Source organism: Fulverythrobacter fulvus (genome assembly GCF_037154085.1).
GTDB lineage: Bacteria > Pseudomonadota > Alphaproteobacteria > Sphingomonadales > Sphingomonadaceae > Andeanibacterium > Andeanibacterium fulvum.
In genome coordinates, this window is the sequence record NZ_JBANRM010000004.1 from 108,731 (window position 1) to 132,137 (window position 23,407).

Below are 23,407 nucleotides of genomic sequence, written 5' to 3' on the forward strand. Positions count from 1 at the left end.
GAGGCGCGGCGATGATCCCGGCCAGCGAAAGATCCGACCGGCTCATCACCGAAACGCTCGAATTCCTGCGCCAGACCTTCAGTGTCCGCGCCGTGATGTTCTACTGGATCGAGCCGGAGCTCGACACGGTCAACGATGCCCTGCTGGGCCTGCCAGAAGGCCTTGCCGAACATTACCGGCGGGAAATGCGCCCCTACGATCCGCTCCTCGCCTCGCGCCTCGTGGAGGGCGGCAAGAGCATTGCCGAACTGCATAGCGAGGCCAAGGCCATCCCCGCGCAGGATCGCCGCCGTTATCTCTCCTTCCTTGGCGAATATAACGTGACGGGGAACCTGGAATTCGTCTTCTGGTCCGGCGAAGGGCAGGAACGGCGGGCATTCGGCGGGGCCAGCCTGCTGGGGCTGGAAGGCGATCCGCCCTTTACGGGCGATTTCCGCATGATCGATGCGATCTATCGCTACGTCGCGTTCAACCTGCAATCGCATGAGCGGGTACGAACGGAAAAGCGTGGGCGGATGCTGCGGGAACGCGTCGGCCTGACGGCCCGCGAATGCGCGGTGTGCGAATATGTCTCCGTGGGCGCCAGCAATCAGGACATTGCCGATTGCCTCGGCCTGACCCTGTCCACGGTGAAAACCTATATGCGCCAGATCTTCGACAAGGTGGGCGTCGATACGCGTACCGCGCTCGCCGCCCGCCTGTCGTCCTTCACCTGATCACTCGGCGATATCGCTAAGGAATTCGGCAATGGCGGCATTGCCGCCCGCCGCGCTTTCCTGAAGCAGCGAGATACCCAGCGGCGGCACGGTGGAAGGATCGCGCACTGTCACCATCGGGTCTTCGAAATCGCGGACATAGCCCATGCCCAGGCAGCCCATCTGGTATCCCATCAGCTTCAGCAGATCGTCCGGCAACTCGCGCGCCACTTCGATCGGCGTCGTGAGATACTGGTTCTCCTCCTGCCGCAGCCAGCCTGCCGCATAAGTGACGTTCAGCGCCATGCGCACTCCGTCCGACTTGTTCTGGCCGGCGCCGTGGAACACCTTGCCGGTGTAGAACAAGGCGGAACCCCGGCTCATCTCGGCAGGAAGGCTCTCCGAAATGTCGTAATGGCGGCCCTTCTGATCCTGCGAATTGGGCACGATGCGGGTCGCGCCGTTTTCCTCGGTATAGTCGCTCATCGCCCACAGCAGGCTGCACTGGGGGTGATAGTCCAGCGGAAAGGGGAAGAAGTCCCAGATGGTCTCATCCTGATGCAGCTTCTGCGCCGGGGAATCGGGATAGACGCTGATGATCTGGGTCAGCTGCAGCTGAAAACGGCTCGCGCGGTGGAGCAGACCGCCGCAGGCACCCAGCACCAGCGGATGCTGGATCAACTGATGGGAGGTAGGCGAACGGGCGATCAAGGCGCCAGTGCGCCGGGTCTTCTTGCCCAGGTAATTGTCATAGCCAAAGGCGGTGTTGTCGATGAAGGGCTGCATCTCGGCGATGATCGCATCCATCGTCTCGGCCGAAGCGAGATCGTCCACGATGGCATAGCCATCCGTCCGCAGCGCCTCGATCACATCCTCGACGCTTACGGTATTGGGAAAATGCTTCAGGGACATGAGGGTCTCCTATCCAGTGTCCGCGATTGCGTGACAGCAGGATGGGAAGAGCGCCCGGACTCCACAAATCCACTTTAGTAGGGGGCGGGTGCGAGGCCGCGTCCGTTCCTATTGCGGAAGAGCGAAGGCGCCGACCCTGAAATCGGGGCGAACCCAGCAGGCACAATCGTCACGGAAGGCAAGCGGGCCTGTGGGCACAAGATCGCCCTCCGGCCCGCGGCGATAGGACCCGCCGGCATCTTCGCCGGGCCGGTCGACCTCGACCACCACTTCGGTGATCCCGTCCAGAAATGCCTTGCCGTCTACTCGCCGGATCGAGAAGCTCGGGCCGCCCCATTCGACCCGCTCGCACGGGCCGTCATAATGGCCCTTGGGCGTATCCAGCACGCAATTCTCTACCTTCCTGACCGTTTCCCCACTCTCACCCGCAACGAAGACGCTACCTTCTTCGGCACTTGCGGGTACGAGTTCCGGAGTGCCCGATGCGGACGCCTCCGCGGCAGCACTTTCCTTGCCCGAATCCGCTTCTCCGCAAGCGGACAGCAGAAGGACGGCAGCAAGAGCGGTCACAGCAGCACTGACACTCCTCATTTCCATTCCTTGCTCCGCAACGGATGAGTGGATCGCCTGCCCCCGATGGCGGGCGCGGCGAAAGTGGCTGAACGGTTTTCGCGGATTTCGCTTTTCGAAGAGGCGGTAACGAACAGCATGCCGGCCAGCACCGGAGCGCGGGCGGCAAAGCGCAGCAAATTTCCGCGCTCGCCGTGGGAAAGCCCGACGAGAGAATTGAGCGGGTGTTTTTCGGGAAGTTGCCCTGCCTCCATCCGACAATGATCGGCCAGAGCTTCCTCACCGGGGGTTGCCGGTTCACGGCCGCCATTGCAGCGCGGCAGCGCTGTCGGGTGCTCCCGGCGGCGCAATTACCGTCTCCGGTGGCGAATTAGTCCGCCACCTCCAACGGCTGCCCCTGCACCGCTGAAGGTGGCGTCACCGGCCGGCGCGTGCCCCTTTCGCGCCAATCGGATCACGCAATCCCGTTCCATAGCCGCCAGGCGGCTGCATTTGCCGCGATCGCGGCGTGCGAGATTGCAGTCAGATAATTCCCGTTAGGTTTCATGCATTTGCCCCCATGAAACGCAAGGCGACCGCAGTCCCGCTTCGGATCGAGAGGATAGGCTCACGCGCGCCAAGCGGAACTGACCACACGGTCAGTCACCCCTATACGAATGTACAGGATCGGTGGGTCAGAAGTCGGCGTCGTCCACCAGCCGGTTGCGTGCCGCGAGCGCGGCCGCCTCGGCGCGATTGGAAACCCCCAGCTTCAAGAGGATTGCGCTGACATGATAGCGGGCGGTGGGCAGCGAAATGCCGAGATAGGATGCAATCTCGCCATTGGTATAACCCTTGGTGAGCAGCGCCAGCACACGCCGCTGCTGCCCGCTCAGTGTCACTTCAGCCGCGCTTGTGGAAGCAGCCGCAGGCGGATCGGCCTCGGCCAGTCCGGCCACGACAATCCTTTCCCCCGCATGGACCCGGCGGATCGCATCCGCCAGTTCGTCGGCCGAAACCGTCTTCGGCAGGAAGCCGCTGGCACCGGCGGCCAGCATCTGGGCTACTGTCTCGCTATCGGCAAAGGTACTGAGGCCGATCACACGGGCGTCCGGGTGATATCGACGGATGGACTCCGTGGCCCCGGTGCCCCCCATGCCCTGCATGCGCACGTCCATCAGCACGATATGCGGCCGATGAAGCTGGCATAGGAACAGCGCTTCCTCGCCGCTCTCTGCCTGCCCGACCACTGTGAAGCCCGCCATTGCCCCGATGACCTGCGTCAGCCCCGCACGCACGACCATGTGATCGTCGACCAGGAGGATGCGGATCGGGTCAGCCGTCATCTTGTTCCATCCACACCAGCGTTACGGTTGTGCCCCGCCCGGAAATGCTCTCGATCTCCAGCGTGGCCCCGATGCGCTCTGCCCGCTCCCGCATGATCTGCAACCCAAGGTGGTCGCCTTCCACACCGGCCGGATCGAAGCCGCATCCATCATCGTCAATGACGAGCAGGGCCTGCCCCGGCAAGCCCTCAAACGTCACCCGCACGGCACTTGCGCCTGCGTGGCGAGCAATGTTGTTGAGGCATTCCTGCGCGATGCGATGGAAGGTCGAGCGCACCTCAGGCGGAAGCGCGCCGCCGCCATTGACCTCCACATGCATGCTCGCGCCATGTTCCTCTTGGAATTCACCGGCGAGCGCCTTGATCCTCTCGCCCGGAGGGGACTGGTCCACGGCCCCGCTGCGAAGCTCCGCCAGCAGCAGCCGCATTTCGGAGAGCGCGTTGCGATTGAGTTCGGCAAGGCGCGTCAACGCCTGCGTGCCCAGCTTGGGGTCGCGGCACCATTGCTCCGGCACTGCATCGGCCAGCAATGCGGCTGAAAACAGCGTCTGACTGACGGAATCGTGCAGATCGGCAGAGAGGCGGGCGCGTTCCTCCAGTTGAGCATTGCGCGCGGCGATGTCGGAAACCTCCTCCACACGCTCGGCCACCATCGCCTCCAGTCCGTTGACCATATCGTGCTGAGAGCGTGCCATGGCGTTGAAGGATTCCGTCAGATAGCCGATCTCGTCATTGAAGCTGACATTCACCTGCGTGCCCAGTTCGCCGTCCCGGAACCGACGGATGCCGCGCAACAACCGCTCTAGCGGGCGCACTAGGAAGCCGCGGAACAGCAGCGGCATGCCCACCAGCACGATGAACACTGCTGCGATCAGGAATGGCACGATCGGCGCATAGAGCCGGTCGAGATGGGTCAGGAAGTCGCGATGATAGTCCCGTATTATCGGCCGCGTGTTGGCGGGAATTGCGGCATCAGCCGAATGACCCGGCGTTATCCCCATGAGCCATGGCGCAGCGAGCGGCTCGAACGGCTGGAAACGGGGCTGAGCCGGCATTGCCAGATAGGCGAAGTCGATCCGGCCATTGGCGTGGAGCACTGCCTGGAAGCCATAGCAGCGTTCCTGCAGCGGGGCGCAGCGATCCCGCCGGGTGACGACGATGCGCCGGGGATGTACCCTCACCCGCACGCTGGTGCCGCTTTCCGGCACGGCGACGAGCAAGGGGTAGATCGCTGGCCGCGCACCATAGCGGAAAACGACATCGGTCGGCTGGGGAAGATGTTCGAAGCCGATGGTGCCGTCGCCCGCCACCTGGATCGTGCGATAGACGCGGCCGTAAAAGCGGAAATCGAACGGCAGGGGCACCTGTGCCCCTTTGGGCCCGACGATCCTCCCTGCCACAGGTTCCGGTGCGAGCGGCACGTCACCCACGGCATAGCCGCCATCCACCTTGGGTGAGAAGCGCACTTCCTGCCCCGCGACGACCATTCCCGGAGCCCTGAACTGGGAGAAATAGCCCGGAGCGACAATCCAGCAGGCGCCGTTCACCGTGGCCAGCAGCAGAACCACGCTGATCGTGGTCAGCTTGAACAGGAAGGACGAACGTTCCGGCAAATAGCCCAGATAGACGAGGGTGAAGCCGGTCAGCTGGGCCAGCACCGACCAGCAGATAAGGATGTCCATCGGATAGGGGCCCAGCAGCCCCTCGCTTTGCAAGACCAGTGCGGTCGTGTGGACGATCGGCAGCAAGGCGAAGATCAGGAAACCGCGCGCTGCCTTCGCCTCGCGATTGGCAGGTGCGCGGACGCAAGCTTGCAGGTTTGCGCGGATGCCCGCCAGAATACCGGTTGGCTGCTTTGCCAGCACCACGCGCTGCGCCTGAAGATATTGGCGCACGAAAAGCGATCCGAGCCACAGGGTGCTGACGTTCAGCCAGGTTGCGAACCAGTCGGGGCGCATCCACGGATCGTCGGAAAGCAGCGCGATATCGGTGCGAATGGCGATACCGACCTCGACAAGCAGCATGGCGACCATGATCGCCCCGACAATCAGGCTTTCGCGTTTCGTCCCCGCCAGCCGCCGAGGGAAGCGATAGGCGAATTGCACGAAGGCCGCCGCCGCGCAGCCGCACAGGAACGAAATCCACGGCATGGACAGCAACGGAAAGGACGGCTCGGACAGCCAGGGCATCGCATAGGCCAGCCAGCCGCCGCCGGACATTGCATGGAAAAGTGCCGTCACCAGCGCGGGGACGAGGAAGCCGATAGTGAGGCAGAACAGCAAGGTGGGCGCAAAATCGCGGCCCTGCCGGCGTTCAGCCTGGACCCGCCGCGCGAGATAGGCGGACAGCATGAACGCCAGAAGGAGCTGCGACAGATAGCTGATCGCGCCCGGGTTCCAGAAAAGGCCAGCGCCAACGGCCAGGTTTTCCGGCGCCACTGGTTGAATCATCGCATGCCCCCGCATCTCCATGCGCAGGCTTGGCTGCATGGATCAAGGCGTTCCTCACCCCCGATACCTGAGGTGGCTTCAAAGAGCTTCTCTTCGGCTTTTCCGACCAGCTCCTTGACGAAATCCTCGCCTCCTTTTAATCGCTACTGCGACTCATTCTCATTTGCAATTCAGGAGGAACTTTTGGCAACAGGGGCAAGCGAAACTGCAGGGGGCTATCCGGCACGCGGTGCGAGCAATCTGGCGCGTATTGGAGCGGTCGCGACGGCTCTTCTCGCGACCACTGCGATGGCTGCGCCCGCCTTCGCGCAGGACAACGACGGGCTCTATTGGGCAGAGCGCCGGACTTCGATCACGGTAACCGCCACTCGCCTGCCGACCGACGCGGCCAATGTTCCGGCAACCGTTTCCGTCATCACGGCCGAAGACATTGCCGACCAGATGGCAACGGATATCAAGGACCTCGTCCGCTTCGAGCCAGGCGTCTCGGTCCAGCGCCAGCCGGCCCGCTTCGGCGCCGCGCTCGGCTCCACCGGCCGCGCGGGCAATGCCGGCTTCACCATTCGCGGCATCGGCGGCAATCGCACACTGATCATGGTCGATGGCGTGCGCGTGCCCGACGGGTTCAGCTTCGGCGCGCAGGATGTGGGCCGCGGCGACTATGTCGATCTGGGCCTGGTCAAGCAGGTGGAAATCCTGCGCGGACCGGCCTCTGCGCTTTACGGCTCGGACGGGCTTTCCGGCGCGGTGGCCTTCACGCTTAGCGAGCCGCAGGACTTCCTCGACAATGGCGCCACTGTCGGCGGCCTTGCCCGCGCATCCTACAATTCGGCGGATAACGAGTTCACCGAGACCGCGATCGTTGCGGGCGGAAGCGAGCGGCTTTCCGCCATGGTCGCCTATACCCGCCGCGACTTCGACGAGCTGGACAACAAGGGCACGAACGACGTTACCGGTTCCGCCCGGACAACCCCCAATCCGCAGAACGGCCATTCCAATTCCGTACTCGGCCGGATCGTGTGGCAGCCAGGCAATGGCCACAAGCTGCGCCTGACGGGCGAATATACCGGCACCTACCTGTTTACCGATGTCCTGTCGGGCCTCAGCGGCACCGTGCTGGACCTGAAGGGCACCGACACCGGTAATCGCAGCCGCATTGCCGCCGACTGGACCTGGGAAGGCGAAGGCGCGGTCGATTATGCCCAATTGGGCGTCTATTGGCAGGATGCGGAAGACCGGCAGTTCACTGCCGAGGACCGCAACCCTGCTGTGGACCGCACCCGGCTCAACACCTTCGAGAACCGCGTCTACGGCGCCTCGGCCGAACTGCGCAGCAGCTTCGCTACTGGCGGGCTGGATCACCGCATCGTGTTCGGCGGGGATGTCAGCTTCACCCGCCAGGAGGGGCTGCGCGACGGCACGGTGCCGCCTGCGGGCGAGACCTTCCCGACCCGCGCCTTCCCGATGACCGACTTCACGCTGGGCGGGCTGTTCGTGGGAGACGAGATCTCCATCGCAGACGGTGTCCTGACCCTGTTCCCGGCATTGCGCTTCGATGCCTACAAGCTCGACGCCAGTGACGATCCGCTGCTGCCCAGCTTCACGGGCGCGGACCAGTCGGCTTCCCACCTCTCCCCCCGCATCGGCGCGGTGGTGAAGCTCTCGGAGAACATCCGCCTGTTCGGCAATTACGCCACCGGCTTCAAGGCACCCGAACCGGGCCAGATGAACCAGTTCTTCGAGAATTTGGCCTTTGGCTACACCTCCGCACCCAATCCCGATCTCGGCCCTGAAAAGAGCGAGAGCTTCGAAGGCGGCGTCCGGGTGACTACCGGAGACCTCAGCCTGTCCGCCACGGCGTTCCATGCCGATTACAAGGATTTCATCGCGCAGGAAGTGGTCGGCGGCTCCTTCACCCCGCAGGACCCGGCGATCTACCAGTTCATCAATATCGGTCAGGTCGAGGTCGAAGGACTGGAAGGCAAGGCCGAATATCGCGCGAAGAACGGCATCACGGCCCGCTTCGCCATCGCCTATGCCAAAGGCGACGAGATTCTGGATGGGGGCGGCAAGGCTCCGCTTGCCTCGATCGATCCGCTCAACCTCGTGCTCGGCCTCGGCTATCGCGATCCGGGCGGTGCCTTTGGCGGCGAAGTGGTGCTAACTCACAATTCCCGCAAGGAACTCGACCGCACGACCGGGGTCTGTTCCGGTGACTGCTTCCGCCCGGACGTCTCGACCATCATCGACGCGACAGCCTTCGTGAAGCTGGTCGAGGGGCTGACCCTGCGCGCGGGCATCTTCAACATCACTGACGAGAAATACGCCTTGTGGAGCGATGTGCGCGGCCTCGCCGCCACCTCCACCGTGACCGACGCCTACACGCGGCCCGGCCGCAATGCGAGCGCCTCGCTCAGCTTCCGCTTCTGAACTTCAACAGGGACATTCATCTATGAAACCGATCAAGAATTTGCTGGGCGTCGGGCTTGCCGCGCTTGCCCTTGCCGCCAGTGCCCCCGCATTTGCCCATGGTCCATTGCCGGAAGGCACACCGGCAGAGGAACGCGCCGCCTACGAGGCCGACCGGGCCGACATTCTGGCCATGGCGGGCGATTTCCGCGTGCGTTTCGACATGCAGGAATCCACTCGCTGGCGCAGCGATTACGAACCGATCCCGGCCAAGGTTTCGGGCGGATATGAAAGCGTGCGGGTGATCGAGGATACAGGCACGAAGATCGTGCTGCAGCACCTGCTGGTGGTGGATATCGAAGGCAAGAGCCACGTCATCAAGCACTGGCGGCAGGATTGGGAATATGCGCCGGAGAAGATCCTGGCCTATTCCGGCCCGGATAGCTGGATCTGGGAGGAAGTACCCGCCAACCTGCGCCACGGTCGCTGGTCGCAGACCGTCTGGCAGGTGGATGACAGTCCGCGCTATTCCGGCTGGGGCCAGTTCGAAACCCAGGGAGGCGTGCGCCGCTGGCGCTCCAGCTGGACGTGGCGCCCCCTCGCCCGCCGCGACGCGGTACGCCATCCGGTCTATGACCGCTATCTGGGGATCAACCGCCACCAACTGACGCCGGATGGCTGGATCCACTGGCAGGACAACACCAAAATGGGTGTAATCGGCGGCAAGCTGGAGCCGGTGGTGCAGGAATATGTCCTCAACACCTACACACGCTTCAACTCCTATGACGTGAAGGCCGCCGACGATTACTGGGCCGCAACCAAGGGCTACTGGGCCGCTGTGCGCGGTATCTGGGATGAAATCGCCGTGAAGAAAGGCGGCATTCGCGTGAAGGAAGAGGCCGAAACCGGCACCGTGATCTCCGCCCGCCTGCTCGAACTGGCAGACGACGTCATGGCCGGCAAAGTGAAGGAAACCAAGGCAATCGCGGAAGCCCGCAAGCTGATCGACGGGAATACCGGGGGCAACTGATCCCCGTCGGCCGCCAAGGGCTAGTGCCCGCCCCCGTCATGCAAGGGACCGGGGGCGGGCACTATCGCCTGAGGCCGCCTCGCGAGCCGCTGAGGGACGAGCCGCAGTTCCGCAGCGATGCCTTGTCCGGCAAAAGGCCGGACCTGCTGCTGGACGACAGGCCGCGCCTTGTTGCGGATTATTTCGCGACAGCGGAGACCAGCCAGGTTGCAGCAGGCAGAAGGACCCGATCCCCTACAAGATAACCCGACAGAAGGGTGCGAAGGCGCTGCACGAACTCGCTCCGTTCCTGCGCATCGAATTCAGCCGCGGCAAAGGAAGCCGGGCCGATATTCAGAAGATAGGAAACCGCATCGTCGAGCGGATCGGAGCCCGCACCCACGGCCATCCCGTAATCGAACGGCTCGAAGACGGCCTGGGTCCAGCCGGACCGGGCAAGCAGATGCTCGACCCACTGCCGGTCTGCAAAGGCTAGCGGCCCCGGCTGGCCCGCTCTCAACCTGACCTGAAAACGCTCGGGCAATAGGGCCAGTATGTCAGCGATCCAGCCATTTTCCTCGTTGGAGCGAAAACAGGAGAAGATCAGCCTGCCCCCGCCCTCGGTGAGCGACGCGAGATGGCCGAGCACGGCTTGAGGATCGTCGAAGAACATCACCACATGCCGCGCGACGATGAGATCGAACAGCGCTCCGTCATCCGGGCGGAATCGAGCCACGTCGTCGCAGATGAAACCTACGTCGGCCACGCCCGCCGCCCGCGAGCGGGCCTCCTCTATCAGTTCCTCCGAAATATCGACGCCAATTGCCTGCAGCCCTGGGTGGCGGGCTGCCAGTCTGATCGCGAACTCGCCCGCCCCGCATCCTGCATCGAGCATCCGCGTCATTGGCGCCGCTTCGCAGAGTTGTTCCATCCGCTCGGTCAGCCCGCCGAATGTCCGGTCGGTCATTGCCCAGGAGGCGGCCCATTTCCGTCCCAGGAAGCCCTTCCAGGCGTCGCTGTTCATCGAATTCATTCTGTTCTCTCCATCCGGGCAAGCGAACCCAGCTTCCTTGGCCGCTGAGCGATACGCTGGGCAACCTGCCAGACCTGGGTCCGTATGTCGGGCACGGCGTTGATCTCCCAGAACATCCCTCTGGTCAGTGGGCCGAGCGCGAACAATTGTGGATCGGCCTGCCCGTTACGGCCGATCACCTCGCAATCGCTGGTGACGTCAACGCCCAGACGCAGGCGGTCAGGACGGATCGCGCCGCTCACGACGAGGTCCGAAAGCAAGGGGTCCGATGTCGTCGAAAGATCGCATTGGGGGCCCGTACAATTGAATATTCGCCGCACATCGAGTGCAATGGGAGTGCCCTCATGCCGGGGTCGGTACACCACCCGGGCGCCTTGCTTCCCCTGCGCGACTTCCAGAATCCGGCCAGCCACGACCTGTAGCCGGCCCGAAGCACGCAAGGCATCGATCCGTGCGGCGATCTGCGGCGCGAGCCTGTGCCGATGTACGTCCCACCAGGCCCGCAAGTGCCGCAGAAACCTGCGGCGCTCCGCCTCCGACACATCCATCCACAAGCCTTGCGAATAGGGACGCAGTGCATCGATCGCCTCACGCCAGCCGCGCGCTTCCGCATCGGCGCGCACGCGGCGGAGCAGGCTCGTCCCACGCTCCGGATAGGGTCCGAGCGGAACGGGCCTTGTCACCGGGTCGGGAGAATGACTGCGAGGAATCAGCCCCCGGCGGGACAAGGCGACGATCCGGCCGGAAAAACCGGCCTTGTCCAGCGAGAGTACCGTGTCGATCATCGTCAGCCCCGTACCGACGATCAACACGGTGTCGTTCCCGGTAAGCCCCTCGGCAAGATCGCCCGCGTTAACGGCATTTCGATAGACCTCGACCGGGAGCCCCGCCGTGGCGAGAGCCGGCGGATCGAGCGGCGCAAGATTGCCCAGCGCAAGTGCCACCGTATCGGCGACGATCTCTTCCCCATTGTCGAGGGTCAGCACCTTGCGCCCGTCGGCCTGCCTCAAGGCTAGGCAACAGCCTGACACCAGCTCCAGCTGCCCGGGCCAAGCGGCCTGCGCCTCAGCAATCAGTGCGCCGATATAGCGGCCGAAATCCCTGCGCGATGCGAAGCCCGCTTGTGCATCCAGCCCTTCGCGCGCGAGCCAGTTGGCGAAATGGTCCGGCTGGTCATGCAGCGCGCTCATATTACTGGCAGGAACATTGAGCAGATGCGAGGCCTCGCCCGTGGAATAGGCCAGACCTCGCCCGAACTCCCCGCTCCGCTCGATCAATGTTACGCGCGGCGCGCCCATGCGCAGCAGGTTCACTGCCAGAAGCGCACCCGAAAATCCGCCCCCCACGATAGCAACGCGATGGTCGCCCGTGCCGACGGACCAAGGCTTGCCGGATGTCTGCACCCGCCGCCCTTATTTCCTCAGCGCTTCCACGATCTGCGGCAGTGCCTCGGCGTAGCGCGCCACATCCTTCAGATCGCCCACCGAAACGCGCGAATAGTGTTTCCAGCTGCCGAACGCGCCGCGAATAACGATATTGCGCGCGGCCATTGCCTCTTTCACAGCATCGGCATCGGGCACGTCGACGAACACAAAATTGGTCTGGCTGGGAAGCGCGGTGCATCCGGCCCTGGCCACGGCATCCAGGATCATGTCCCGGCCTTCCCTGATCGCCGCGAGCGAGCCCTGCAGAAAGGGCTGGTCATCGAAACAGGCGATCGCTGCGGCGAGGCCTGCCATGTTCCCGCCGAAGCTGGTCATATGTCCGCGGACGCGGGCCGCATTCGCTTCGCTGGTCAGCGCATAACCGACCCTCAGGCCCGCCATGCCGTAGATCTTGGAGAAGGTCCGGCAGACGATCACATCCTCGCCCGCGCGGACGAGATCGACCAGAGAACTGCCCTCGGGATCATCGGCAAGTTCATTATAGGCCTCGTCCACCAACAGGGTCGCGCCGCTCCTGAGCACCTTCGCGGCGAAGGCTCGCAGGGCGCCATTGTCGAGCGCCATTCCGGTCGGATTGTTGGGGTTCACGAGATGGACCAGCGAAACGCCATCGCCCAGCGCCGCCGCCATGCCGTCCAGATCGAGGTTCATGTCGCCAGCGAGCGGGACATAATTGCAGTCTACGCCCTTGCGTTCCGCATATTGGATCGGCGCATCCCAGAAGAGATCCGGGCAGACGATCGAGCCTTCCCGCCCCCAGGCGAACGCCGCGGCGCAGAGAATTTCAGTCGATCCCGACCCGAGCACCACCTGCGAAGGCGAAACACCGTGACGTTCCGCGATCATGGCGGTCAGATAAAATACGCTCCGGTCCGCATAATAGCAGCCCAGCCCGGCCGTATCCGCCATTGCCTTCAGCGCGCTGGGCGCCGGGCCGAACGGGTTTTCATTGCCGGCAAGGCGGGCCTGCCCCGGCGTCGGGCCGAACAGATCGGCCACGGCCGCGCCCTTTTCGGTCTGCATGTAGGGCATGGTCACTGCCCCGCCCTGAACCAGGCCGGGCGCCAGCGTGGGCTTGCGCGTCTTTTCCGGCATCATACGACTGTCTCCTCACCATTCTCGCTGTTCAGGAGGCAGTCGCGACAGTGCGACGCACAAGCAGGTTTCCCGCGTGTGCAGCCCGCCCTTTCGCCTTGCAGATGATGACAAGCCCCGCCTGCCAAAGCCGATCGCGGCCCCGGCCCTCAATCGAGGCGAAGAACGCGCCGCTCCGCTCACATCCCGAACGAAAGACCGGGCGGATCGACACCGACACCTCCCGAAACTTCATTAATATATTGAAATATATGTATTTTATTTCGACGAGATGGTATGAAGCGGATCGAGCAGCGTCAAGAAAACGCCCATGAACCACGCTCATAACGCTTATCTGGAATCATCATTGGAGAATGGTCGGCGGAAACTTAGGAACCACGGCGGGGCAATGCTCTGAGATTTCAGAGTTTCGCGGCGACACGATCAAGATGCGCCACCCGAATGCATACCTTCGATAACAATAAGATGCCTTTGATTATTTGAGGATTTCCTGTGAGCCTATTCGAACAGATCGACGCCATCACGCTGGATGACTTGCGGCGGACCGGGGCGACCAAGTGGGCCAGCCGGGATGACATGATCGGCGCCTTTGTGGCGGAGATGGATTTCGGCATCGCCCCCCCGATCATCGATGCGCTTCATCGCGCGGTCGACGAGGGTTCCTTCGGCTACCTTCCCGCAACCATGGTCGCAGACCTGCGCGAAGCCACTGCCGGAATGCTGGCGGCACGCCACGGATGGAATGTGGCGGGCAGCGACATTCATCCGGTGCCCGATGTGATCAAGGCGCTGGAACTCGCCATCAAGCATCACTCCGCCGATGGTTCGAAAGTCATCGTGCCAACCCCTGCCTACATGCCGTTCCTGTCCATGCCGCCCATCTTCGGGCGTGAGGTGGTCGAGGTTCCGATGATCTTCGCCGACGGCCAATATGTGCTCGATCTTCCGGGCATCCAGCGGGCCTTTGACGAAGGCGGCAATCTGCTGATCCTGTGCAATCCCTATAACCCCACCGGCAGGGTCTTTGGCCGTGACGAACTCGTCGAGGTGAGCGAAGTCGTCGACCGGAATGGCGGGCGGGTCTTCTCCGACGAAATCTGGGCACCGCTGGTCTATCCCGGACAGAAGCATGTCTCCTATGCGTCCATCAGCGAAGTCGCGGCCGGACATACGGTAACCGCAATCTCCGCTTCGAAGGCCTGGAACTTGCCCGGCCTGAAATGCGCGCAGGTGATCACGAGCAACGATGATGACCGCGAGATCTGGCGCAAGATCGGCTTTTTCGCCGCGCATGGCACAAGCAATCTGGGGGTCGCGGCGAATGTCGCGGCCTATCGCGCTGGCTTCGACTGGCTCGGCGAAGTCATCGCCTATCTCGATCGCAACCGGCATGCTCTTGCGGCGCTTGTGGAGGAAAAGCTGCCCGGAGTGAAATATCACGCGCCGGAAGGCACCTATATCGGCTGGCTGGATTTCAGGGACACCGCCATTGCCGATGCCCCCGCGGCGTTCTTCAAGGAACATGCGCAGGTCCACCTTACCGAGGGCGCGACCTGTGGCAGCGGGTTCGAAGGCTTTGCCCGGCTGATCTTTGCAACGCCGCTGCCCATTCTCGAAGAAGCCATCTCGAGAATGGGGGCCGCGCTGGCCTCCCGGGAAGGCTGAGACACCGACATGACGCTCACCGAAATCCGTTACCCGGACATTCCCGTCGATCTCCTGCCGGGAGGAGTTCCCGTGGTCCACACATGGGACCCGAATTCGCGCACCGGTTACCCGCTCTTCACGATGATGGAAAAGGGCGCGCCGTTCGACCGGAAGTTCTGGGATCTCCTGAAGTTCGAGGAAGGGAGCGCGGAGTTTCTGGCGATCGATCCGAACGGAGTGATGCCGGTAGTCGCTCACAAGGGCCGGATATTCTCTCACTCGCTCTACCTGTGCGAATATCTCGATAATGCGATGCCGGGCCCGGCACTCGTCCCGCACGATCCCGCAACTCGCTACCGGATGCGCCATCGTTGCCGCCTGTCGGACGAGATCGCCCATTCCGTGAGCATGAACGGCTGGAACCGCTTCATGCGGACCGCGCTGGCGGGCAAATCCCAGGCCGAGATCGAGGAACTCATCTACCGCAACCCGTCCAAGGAACGCCGCATCGCCTGGAGCAAGGCGCTGATCGACGGCTTTTCGGAGCAGGACCTCGATAATGCGCGACAGAATGTGCGCGCCTATGTCGACGAGCTTGACGCACTTCTGGCAAAGAACACCTGGCTGATCGGCGAGCAGTTCACCCTGGCCGATATCGTGACCTTCGCGAATTTCTACGCCTCGCCGGAGAGCATTCCCGAGACCGTAGCCGAGGATCGAGTTCCGCACTTCGTGGCATGGCTGAGGCGTTGCTATGCGCGGCCACGCCTTGTCAAAACATTCGAACTGGCGCGGGCCGTGGGCCAGCGGGCGTTTGACGTCGCCGCAAAACTCGGGGTCGAACCCGGCAGCGAAACGCAGGGAGCCACCCGATGATCCGACTTACGCTGGGCAGCGGGGATGCCAGCAGTTTTCGCCTGATCTTCGCGCTCGAGGAAATCGGCCTGCCTTATGAGGTGACCTTGATCGATCTCGACGCGCTGGAACAATGGAGCGACGCTCAGCGGACCTTGTCGCCAACCGGTGCGGTACCCTTGTTGCAGATCGACGACCTGTTGATGGAGGAAAGCGATCTCGCCCTGTTCTTCCTGGCCGAAAGCAATCCGGCCCACGGCCTGTTACCGCGGGAGGCGGCCGCGCTCTATGATTGCCAGGACACGATCTACACACTCGACCGGCTGATGAACGCCAGCGGCAACCTGCTTGGCTGGCTCGCCGGTACGACCGAAGCGACCCGGCAAGACTATCTTGCCCGGCTGGCCGCCACTCCCAGCCGCCCCGTCCTGTCCGGCTGGTCAGCCGTCCTGCGGGACGCGGTGCCGCTGGATCAGCGCCCACAGGCGGCGCTGGCGGACCTCGAGGAAGGACTGGACATCATCGAAGGCTTGCTGGCCAAAGGCGACTGGTTGCTGGGGAATGAGTTTTCCATCGCCGATATTGCCGGCATGTCGCTGGTCCATCGCCTGGTTCCTGACCTGCAATCGGCTATCGCCCCAGCGAAGCGCCCCCGTATTGCGGCCTGGATGGGGCGGATCAGCGGACGGCGGGCATATCAGAAGGCCGTCGGCCGTCAGGTAAGCGAGGGTATCTCGCTGTTCCACTCGCCGCCAAGGGATCACCTCTGACGGATTTGGGGTTCAACCTTCCGAGCCCCTGCCCCGTCGTCCCTCGCCGAAGATCGAGAACATCGACTTTCTGAGCCAGGAAATCAGCGGGTCCTTGTTATAGCGCCGATGCCAATACTGGCTCACCTCGATCGTCCCGGTATCGAATTCCGGCTCGATGATCTTGATCTTGTATATCTTGCGCAAATAGGTCGCGAGAGAACGCGGATAGATCGAGATCAGCGTCGGATCGTTGGCGACGATATAGGGTGTGGCCGTTGCATTCGGCGTAATGACCTTCGCCTTGCGATAGAAACCCTGGCTTTCCAGCAGTTGGTCGATCCGGTTCTTCGCCTGCGAGCGGATTTGATGGATCACATGATCGGCCGCGGCATATTGCTCGATGCTCATGCTGCCTTGATGCGGATGGTCCTGCGAACAGACCACCACCATGTCGTCATCGTAAAGCTTCTGGCACATGAGATCGAGCGACGGGGACGAGATGAAGCCGACATAGAGATCGAGCTTGCCGTCCAGCAATTGCCGTTCGGCCTCATTCGCCTGGCTCATCAGGGTCTGGATGCGGCATTTGGGGGCTTCACGCGTCACATAATCGAGCAGGGCAGGCAGCATCATGATCTCGCCGACGTCCCCTAGCGCGAGAACCAGCGTCCGCTCGGTCTCGCGCGGGTCGAACGAAGACGTCGCCAGCAGGATGTCTCCGACGGAATTTAGGATGTCGTTGACCGGCTCCGCAAGTTCCAGCGCCTTGGGGGTCGGGATCATGCGGTTGCGCGTCTTGACGAACAACTCGTCGCCCAGCAGCCGACGAAGGCGCGTCAAGGCATGGCTTGCCGAGCTCTGCGACATGGAAAGCTCGTCCGCCGCCACGCTGACGCTGCGATGCTGGAGAATGGCACCGAGCACAATCAACAGATTCAGATCGAAATTTCTAAGCTTGCCTAGCTCCATCGTACTCTCCCGCCGGTCATCCGCGATGACGGCATTCATTCAAAGCGTTATCGCCCTTATCGATAACGGGTACAGGAGTTGAAGGCGCAGTCAACGCGCCGGCACCACGATCTCGCCTCGCTTGGCGCGGCATTGCATTCCCGAGCGCCATATCCTCAGCTCTCATACGGCCAATCCGGCCGCGTCTTGATCGGAACGCCGAAAAACAGCCATTGATAGTGCTCAACACGCAAAGAACTGGCGCAAATCGTCATTTTTCCCCAATCGCTCTGCGCCTTTGCCTGACGCTAAGCAGCGAGCATCATCGCGCGCGCCGGCGCACCGGCCTCGCACAAACCGAACCATGCTTTAGTTATGCACAATATCGATAGGAACTATCGGAATTCCGTCTGTGGCTGAACCTCCGTCCACATGTTAGCGAGAATATGTCCAAATCCATACCTGATGACTAGGGATTACCAGCTTCAGGAGTAAAAGCAAATGATACAAAGGGTTTCGGACAGAGCCGGACATTCCGGCTCGGGAGACGCGGAGCAGTGGAAGGCATGACCAGTACCAGCACAAATCCCCCGGGCGCTCATGCGCCCGCCAGCGAAGCCCTGTCCGTGCCCGCTGTGCCCGCGCCCGCTGCCGCATATGATGGCGGGTGGAGCCTGCGCTCGATGTATGCGCTAGCGCTGCTCACGCTCGCCTATGCATTCAACTATTTCGACAGGCTGCTGATTTCCCTTCTGTTTCCGCTGATCCAGAAGGACCTGCAACTCACCGATACGGAACTGGGCCTGGTGACCGGCGTTGCCTTTGTCCTCGTCTACGCCGTGATGGGCATCCCCGTGGCGCGACTGGCCGATCGCTGGAACCGCAAAGCGATCATCGGCATCGGCTTCTCGTTCTGGAGCGCGATGACGGTGATGACCGGCTTTGTCTCCAATGTCTGGCAGCTCGCTGCGACACGCTTCCTGATGGGCGCGGGCGAATCCGCAGGGACGCCGCCATCCACTTCGATGCTTTCCGACATCTTCGACAAGAAGCGCCGCCCGCTGGCCTTCTCGATCATGGTCTCGGGCACCGCCATTTCCGGCCTGATCCTTACGCCCATCGCGGGCTGGATTGGCCATCTCTACGGCTGGCGCATCACCTACTGGATCGCCGGCGGCGTCGGCCTGTTCCTGGGCCTGCTGCTGATGTTCACCGTCCGCGAACCGCTTCGCGGAACTTTCGACCCGGCGCCGAAATCCGCAGACGATACGAAACCCTCGTTCGGCCCGTCCCTCGCCTTCCTCCTGAAGCGCCGGACCTATGTGTTCGCCACACTGGGCGCCGCGCTCGTGACCATTTCCTTTTATGCCCATGTCGTGTGGAGCACGACATTCATGCTGCGCGTTCACGGAATGGACGTGGCCCAAAGCGCCAGTCTGCTGGGCCCTATCCGCGGGATCGCCGGGCTGGTCGGTGCGCTGAGCGGGGGCGTGCTGATGACCCGGTTGCTCCGTTTCGACGAGCGCTGGCGCATCTGGCTGCCCGCAATCTGCTTCACCACTGTCGGCCTGTCGCAATATGTGTTCCTCTTTGCCCCCAGCATCCCGCTGGTGGCGCTGGGCGCGGCGATCGACAGCATGGCGGCCAGCATGATGGTTCCGCTGCTCTCGCTGTTGCTCATCCAGGTGATGCCTGTCTCCATCCGATCATTTGGCATGGCACTCTACGTGCTCTCCATCGCCATTCTCGGCCAGATCATCGGCCCGCTCGGGGTTGGCTGGCTGAACGATCAGCTGGCGATCATCTGGCAGGAGGAAGCGATCCGCTATTCCATGTCGATCACCGCGCTGGTCGGCGTGATTGCCGGGCCGATCATGATGCTCGCCGGCCGTTCGCTGCTGCAGGACACCAGCCATGCTCAGGAGTGGCAGGGACAATGACCTCTCGCATCTTGTATCCGAACCGGCGTGCACTGCTTGCAGGCGGGCTGGCTACGGGTGCGCTGGCCCTGCTTCCGGTCCACCGTGCCCGCGCGAACGTTCCGGCAAAAGGCACGGCAGCCGGAAGCAGGCCATTCGAGCTGCTGAACCTGATAGAGCTTGAAGAACGGGCGCGCGGCTCCATTCCCGCGCCCGCCTTCGCCTTCATCTCGAACGGCGCTGGGGATGAATGGAGCCTCAGGGAAAACCGACTCGCATTCGACCGGAGGGAAATCTACCCGCGCGTCTATGCTGGTGTCGGTCACACCGATACGAACTGCACTCTGCTGGGCACCACGCTGCAAACGCCCCTGATCGCCCCTCCGACCATGGGCCACGGACTGGTCCATGAAAGCGCGGAAGTGGGCACTGCGCGGGGTGTGGAACAGGCGGGTGGCCTGATGGTGCTGAGCACGCTTTCCACCCGCCGGATGGAAGATGTGGCGCAGGCGACAAAGGGCCCGCGCTGGTTCCAGCTCTATCAGGACGAAGATGACGGCGTCACGCGCGAGCTTTTGTGGCGCGCCCGAGACGCGGGATACACGGCGATAGTCCACACGGTGGACGTGACCATGGGCGGCAATCGCGAGGCGAATATCCGCACCGGCTTTACCTGGCCCAAGGAGGTGCCGCTGGGCAATTTCCCGATTTCCGGAAGAGGGCTGCGCCCCAAGGCGGGCCTGAGCTGGAAAGATCTGGAACTGGTCCAGAAAGAATCCGCCCTGCCGGTGATCCCCAAGGGCATTCTGCGCGCTTCCGATGCCGCTCAGGCCGTACGGCTGGGCGCGGCAGGCATCTGGCTGTCCAACCATGGCGGCCGCCAGTTGGATGGCGCGCCTTCCGCTTTCACCGTGTTGCCTCGGGCCGCCGAGGCTGTGGAAGGGCGCGTGCCGATCATCCTCGATGGCGGCGTGCGGCGCGGGCTGGACGTGTTCAAGTCTCTCGCCCTCGGGGCGACGGCAGTCGCCCTGGGACGCCCCACGATCTACGGCCTCGCCCTCGGTGGAGAGGAAGGCGTGCGGGCCGTCTATGAGAAGCTGACCGATGAACTGCGCACCGTGATGCACCTTTCCGGAACATCGCGCGTGCAGGACATCGGGCCGGACATGCTCCAGCAGTGATCCGGCTCGTCCGGCCAGATTGCCTTCAAGACCTTCGCAGCACCGAGGCACTCAAGTGACAAACCGGTTCAAAGCTATCGCCGTTCTTCTTGCCGCCAGCTTAGCCTCGGCGGCATCTCTGGGCGCTGCGGCGGGCGACGAGGGTGTGTTCAGCGAGGAACAGGCAAAGGCAGGGGAACTTGGCTATGCCTCCCAATGCGCGGCCTGCCACGGCGCAAAGCTGCTCGGCCCCAATGCGCCTGCGCTGATCGGCAGCGATGTGATGCAGACCTTCGATACGGTGGCCGGGCTCTACAACTACATCGCCGTTGCCATGCCCCCACAGGCCCCGGGGCGGCTGGATGAAGAACAATATCTGGAGATCGTGGCCTTCATCCTGAAGGAGAATGGCGCGCGCGCGGGAACGGTCCCGCTCAGGCTGGACCAGGCCCGGATGCGCCAGCTTTCGCTTGCCGTGATCACGCACCCGGAGGCCGGAACCACGCCTGACGACACTGCGCCATCCGCAACTCCTCAGGAAGAGGTCCCGCAGGCCTACACCTGGGGCAAGAAGCTGCCGAGCGTGAACTGAGCGGCACAGACGAGATATCCGATGGAGAACAGGATGCCCCAGCCATTCCGCAGAGCCTTGCCGCTTCTTGCCATCTGCCTCTCGATTTCAGGCATCCCGGCAAGCGCGCAAGGTGAGGAGCGCGATTACGCACCTGTCACCGACGAATTGATCGCCAATCCTCCGGCCGGGGAGTGGCCTTCCTGGCGCCGGACGCTGGACAATCAGGGCTATAGCCCGCTGGACCGGATAGACGCGCAGACGGTGGGCAAGCTGCAACTGGCCTGGGCATGGCCCATGGCGGATGTCGGCATGCAGGAAACCGCCCCGCTGATGCATGACGGCATCCTGTTCCTGCAGACCAACAACAACATCGTCCAGGCGCTGGATGCGCGGACCGGCGACCTCATCTGGGAATACCGCCCTGCCCTGGCAAAGATCCCGGCAGAATGGGCCTATCAACCCTATCAGGCGCGGCGCCAGAAGAACTCCATCGCGCTGTATGAAGATGCCGTGGTGCTCACCACTGTCGATGCCCGCATCGTGGTGCTTGACGCGAAGAGCGGCAAGGTCCTGCGCGAAACTCAGGTGCTCGATACCAATAAGGGCTACAGCTACACGGTGGGCCCGCTGGTCGTCGAAGGCAAGATCATCTCGGCCATCTCCGGTTGCTCGATCCCCGGAACGGCGGGCGGGTGCTACATCATGGCCCACGATTTCCGGACACTGAAGGAATTGTGGCGCGTCAACACGCTCGACGATCCGGCGAACCCCAAGGTCGGCGAGAGCTGGGGCGAAGTACCTCCGGGCAATCGCTGGGGCGGCACCCCCTGGGCCACGGGGTCATACGATCCGCGCACGAAGCTGACCTTCTGGGGCACGGGCGGCCCCGGCCCTTACGCCGAACTGATCCGCGGATCCGGCGACGGAGATGTGCTCTACACCAATTCGACGCTGGCCATCGATACCGAGACCGGCAAGATCAAATGGTATTACCAGCATCTGCCGCGCGACAATTGGGACCTCGACAGCCCGTTCGAGCGGGTGCTGGTGGACATTCAGGACAAGGGCAAGACCCGGCACCTGCTGATCTCCGTGGCGGGCAAGAACGGCATCTTCTTCGCGCTGGACCGCGACAGCGGCAAATATCTCTGGTCGAAGGACACCGTCTTCCAGAACTCGGTCACCAAGATCGATCCGGACGGCACGGTGCATGTCAATGAGGAGCTGATCCTCAAGGCACTGGGCCAGGAAGTGACGATCTGTTCCTCCATCTCGGGCGGGAAACTGTGGCAGGCCGGCGCTTACAGCCCGCAGACCGGGCAGTTCTATGTTCCGCTGACGGAAGCCTGCAACGCCGTCTCTGCCACGCAGACGAAGTTCACGGCGGGCGGAACGGTCGGCTCGATGAAGTTCGGCCCACGCGTCCTGCCGGAAGGCATTTCGGACGCCGGGCTGGTGGAAGCGATCAAGATCGGCACCCGCAAGGACGAGAATGCCGGGTGGAAGGTTCGCCAGCGGGCGATCCCCACCTCATCGCTCCTGACCACGGGCGGCGGGCTGGTGATCGGCGGCGATGCCGGACGCTATGCCAAGGCGTGGGACCAGAAGACCGGCGAAGTGCTATGGCAGCAGCGCCTCAACGCACCCATCGGTGGATCGCCCATGACCTATGAACTGGACGGCGAGCAATATCTGGTGATCCCCACCGGCTACAGCGCTTCCGCCGGTTCGATTGCATCGGCCTTCCCGGAAATGCCCCTGCCGTCCGGAACCGGCAATTCGATCTTCGTCTTCAAGCTGCCGCGGCAATAGGGGCTCAGCCCCTCAGGGCGTGCCAGATCATATAGGCTGCCACGCAGAGGACCACTGCCGCGAAGACAGTCGATAGCTGCTTCCTGCCCCGGCCCAGACGGCAGGATAGCGCCGTTCCAGCCATGCTTCCCGCAAGACCGCCCGCGATGAAAGTCGCCGCCAGTGGCCAGTCCAGCAGGCCGGACAGGGCATAGCTCACCGCTACAGTGAGGGCGAAGGCCGTCACCGCCACCAGCGATGTGCCCACGGCAAGCAGAGTCGGCATGCCTGTTGACGCCACCAGGGCGGGGACGATCAGGAAGCCGCCGCCAATACCGAAGAAGCCGGAGAACAGGCCTGCGCCAGCCCCCATGCCCAGCAGGCGAGGCAGTTTTTCGCGAGTGCATTCCGCGGCCGGATCGCCTTCCCGCCCGCGCTTCAGGAACATCACCACGCCCACGGGGATCATCATCAGCGCGAAAAGCAGCAGCAGCTTGCCCCCGTCCATCGCCTTGCCCAGCGACGATCCGGCCAGTGCCCCCAGCGTACCGGCAAGCGCGAACAGCCCGCCGCAACGCCATTTCACATTTCCGGAACGCGCATGGGAGGCAAGGCTGGCTGCGGCATTGGCCGCCACGGCAACGGCACTGGTGCCAATCGCCAGATGAGTGTCCCCAACACCCACCAGATAGATCATCAGCGGCACCGCGAGGATCGAGCCGCCGCCACCCACCAATCCAAGCATTCCGCCCACAAGCCCGCCCGAGACGGCACCGAGCAGATATTGGGCAGGCTCAAGCGTCACGCCGCCTCTGACCG

At 63.2% G+C, this 23,407-nt stretch carries 20 protein-coding genes; 10 read left to right on the forward strand and 10 right to left on the reverse strand.

Translation table 11 applies throughout. From position 1 onward, the window contains the following. Positions 1-11 precede the first annotated feature (11 nt). Positions 12-716, forward strand: coding sequence for a helix-turn-helix transcriptional regulator (locus WFP36_RS12660; protein ID WP_336980877.1), 705 nt, complete (start codon positions 12-14; stop codon positions 714-716). Here the strand turns inward: WFP36_RS12660 and WFP36_RS12665 are convergent, their stop codons facing one another. The 5 genes from WFP36_RS12665 to WFP36_RS12685 form a co-directional block, all read right to left on the reverse strand. Then, positions 717-1,607, reverse strand: a complete 891-nt coding sequence (locus WFP36_RS12665) for a phytanoyl-CoA dioxygenase family protein (protein WP_336980878.1) — start codon at positions 1,605-1,607, stop codon at positions 717-719. It lies immediately after the preceding gene. A gap of 108 nt (positions 1,608-1,715) precedes the next feature. After that, positions 1,716-2,198 carry a hypothetical protein gene (locus tag WFP36_RS12670; protein WP_336980879.1) on the reverse strand — a complete coding sequence of 161 codons (483 nt, stop codon included), beginning with the start codon at positions 2,196-2,198 and terminating at the stop codon, positions 1,716-1,718. Then, on the reverse strand, positions 2,195-2,527 hold the full coding sequence (locus WFP36_RS12675; RefSeq protein ID WP_336980880.1) for a hypothetical protein: 333 nt from the start codon (positions 2,525-2,527) through the stop codon (positions 2,195-2,197). The genes WFP36_RS12670 and WFP36_RS12675 overlap by 4 nt, the downstream gene beginning before the upstream one ends. A 324-nt stretch (positions 2,528-2,851) precedes the next feature. Further along, positions 2,852-3,502: a response regulator transcription factor gene (locus WFP36_RS12680; protein ID WP_336980881.1), complete on the reverse strand. Its 651-nt coding sequence runs from the start codon at positions 3,500-3,502 to the stop codon at positions 2,852-2,854. Beyond that, positions 3,492-5,951 carry a HAMP domain-containing sensor histidine kinase gene (locus tag WFP36_RS12685; protein WP_336980882.1) on the reverse strand — a complete coding sequence of 820 codons (2,460 nt, stop codon included), beginning with the start codon at positions 5,949-5,951 and terminating at the stop codon, positions 3,492-3,494. Before WFP36_RS12685 ends, WFP36_RS12680 begins: the two co-directional genes overlap by 11 nt. A gap of 288 nt (positions 5,952-6,239) precedes the next feature. Between WFP36_RS12685 and WFP36_RS12690 the strand changes: the two genes are divergently transcribed. Then, positions 6,240-8,381 (forward strand): TonB-dependent hemoglobin/transferrin/lactoferrin family receptor, encoded by a 2,142-nt coding sequence (locus WFP36_RS12690; protein ID WP_336980883.1) that lies wholly within the window; start codon positions 6,240-6,242, stop codon positions 8,379-8,381. Positions 8,382-8,403: 22 nt separating this feature from the next. After that, positions 8,404-9,390 (forward strand): DUF6607 family protein, encoded by a 987-nt coding sequence (locus WFP36_RS12695; protein WP_336980884.1) that lies wholly within the window; start codon positions 8,404-8,406, stop codon positions 9,388-9,390. Positions 9,391-9,568: 178 nt separating this feature from the next. Here WFP36_RS12695 and WFP36_RS12700 read toward each other — a convergent pair whose 3' ends face one another. From WFP36_RS12700 to WFP36_RS12710, 3 genes are read right to left on the reverse strand one after another with little or no spacing between them, the layout of a single operon-like run. Continuing rightward, entirely contained in the window at positions 9,569-10,402 is an 834-nt protein-coding gene (locus tag WFP36_RS12700) for a class I SAM-dependent methyltransferase (protein ID WP_336980885.1), read from the reverse strand. Further along, positions 10,399-11,805, reverse strand: a complete 1,407-nt coding sequence (locus WFP36_RS12705; protein WP_336980886.1) for an FAD/NAD(P)-binding protein — start codon at positions 11,803-11,805, stop codon at positions 10,399-10,401. Before WFP36_RS12705 ends, WFP36_RS12700 begins: the two co-directional genes overlap by 4 nt. Positions 11,806-11,814: 9 nt before the next feature. Then, positions 11,815-12,945, reverse strand: a complete 1,131-nt coding sequence (locus tag WFP36_RS12710; protein WP_336980887.1) for a pyridoxal phosphate-dependent aminotransferase — start codon at positions 12,943-12,945, stop codon at positions 11,815-11,817. Positions 12,946-13,434: 489 nt separating this feature from the next. Between WFP36_RS12710 and WFP36_RS12715 the strand changes: the two genes are divergently transcribed. Genes WFP36_RS12715 through WFP36_RS12725 form a run of 3 tightly spaced genes read left to right on the forward strand, consistent with a single transcriptional unit; the run spans position 13,435 to position 16,214 of the window. Continuing rightward, positions 13,435-14,607, forward strand: coding sequence for a MalY/PatB family protein (locus tag WFP36_RS12715; RefSeq protein WP_336980888.1), 1,173 nt, complete (start codon positions 13,435-13,437; stop codon positions 14,605-14,607). Between the two features lie 9 nt (positions 14,608-14,616). Next, positions 14,617-15,465: a glutathione S-transferase family protein gene (locus WFP36_RS12720; RefSeq protein WP_336980889.1), complete on the forward strand. Its 849-nt coding sequence runs from the start codon at positions 14,617-14,619 to the stop codon at positions 15,463-15,465. After that, a complete protein-coding gene (locus WFP36_RS12725) occupies positions 15,462-16,214 on the forward strand; it encodes a glutathione S-transferase family protein (protein WP_336980890.1) in 753 nt (250 codons plus the stop codon). Before WFP36_RS12720 ends, WFP36_RS12725 begins: the two co-directional genes overlap by 4 nt. Positions 16,215-16,226: 12 nt before the next feature. Here WFP36_RS12725 and WFP36_RS12730 read toward each other — a convergent pair whose 3' ends face one another. Then, positions 16,227-17,126 carry a LysR family transcriptional regulator gene (locus tag WFP36_RS12730; RefSeq protein WP_336980891.1) on the reverse strand — a complete coding sequence of 300 codons (900 nt, stop codon included), beginning with the start codon at positions 17,124-17,126 and terminating at the stop codon, positions 16,227-16,229. 584 nt (positions 17,127-17,710) lie between these two features. On the opposite strand from WFP36_RS12730, the gene WFP36_RS12735 reads away from it, so the two are divergent. Genes WFP36_RS12735 through WFP36_RS12750 form a run of 4 tightly spaced genes read left to right on the forward strand, consistent with a single transcriptional unit; the run spans position 17,711 to position 22,609 of the window. After that, on the forward strand, positions 17,711-19,084 hold the full coding sequence (locus WFP36_RS12735) for a spinster family MFS transporter (RefSeq protein WP_336980892.1): 1,374 nt from the start codon (positions 17,711-17,713) through the stop codon (positions 19,082-19,084). Next, positions 19,081-20,244, forward strand: coding sequence for an alpha-hydroxy-acid oxidizing protein (locus WFP36_RS12740; protein WP_336980893.1), 1,164 nt, complete (start codon positions 19,081-19,083; stop codon positions 20,242-20,244). Before WFP36_RS12735 ends, WFP36_RS12740 begins: the two co-directional genes overlap by 4 nt. 55 nt (positions 20,245-20,299) lie before the next feature. Further along, positions 20,300-20,815 carry a c-type cytochrome gene (locus WFP36_RS12745; RefSeq protein ID WP_336980894.1) on the forward strand — a complete coding sequence of 172 codons (516 nt, stop codon included), beginning with the start codon at positions 20,300-20,302 and terminating at the stop codon, positions 20,813-20,815. 33 nt (positions 20,816-20,848) lie between these two features. Next, positions 20,849-22,609 carry a pyrroloquinoline quinone-dependent dehydrogenase gene (locus tag WFP36_RS12750; RefSeq protein WP_336980895.1) on the forward strand — a complete coding sequence of 587 codons (1,761 nt, stop codon included), beginning with the start codon at positions 20,849-20,851 and terminating at the stop codon, positions 22,607-22,609. Between the two features lie 4 nt (positions 22,610-22,613). On the opposite strand, the gene WFP36_RS12755 is transcribed toward WFP36_RS12750, so the two are convergent. Next, a complete protein-coding gene (locus tag WFP36_RS12755) occupies positions 22,614-23,393 on the reverse strand; it encodes a sulfite exporter TauE/SafE family protein (protein ID WP_336980896.1) in 780 nt (259 codons plus the stop codon). Between the last annotated feature and the right edge of the window lie 14 nt (positions 23,394-23,407).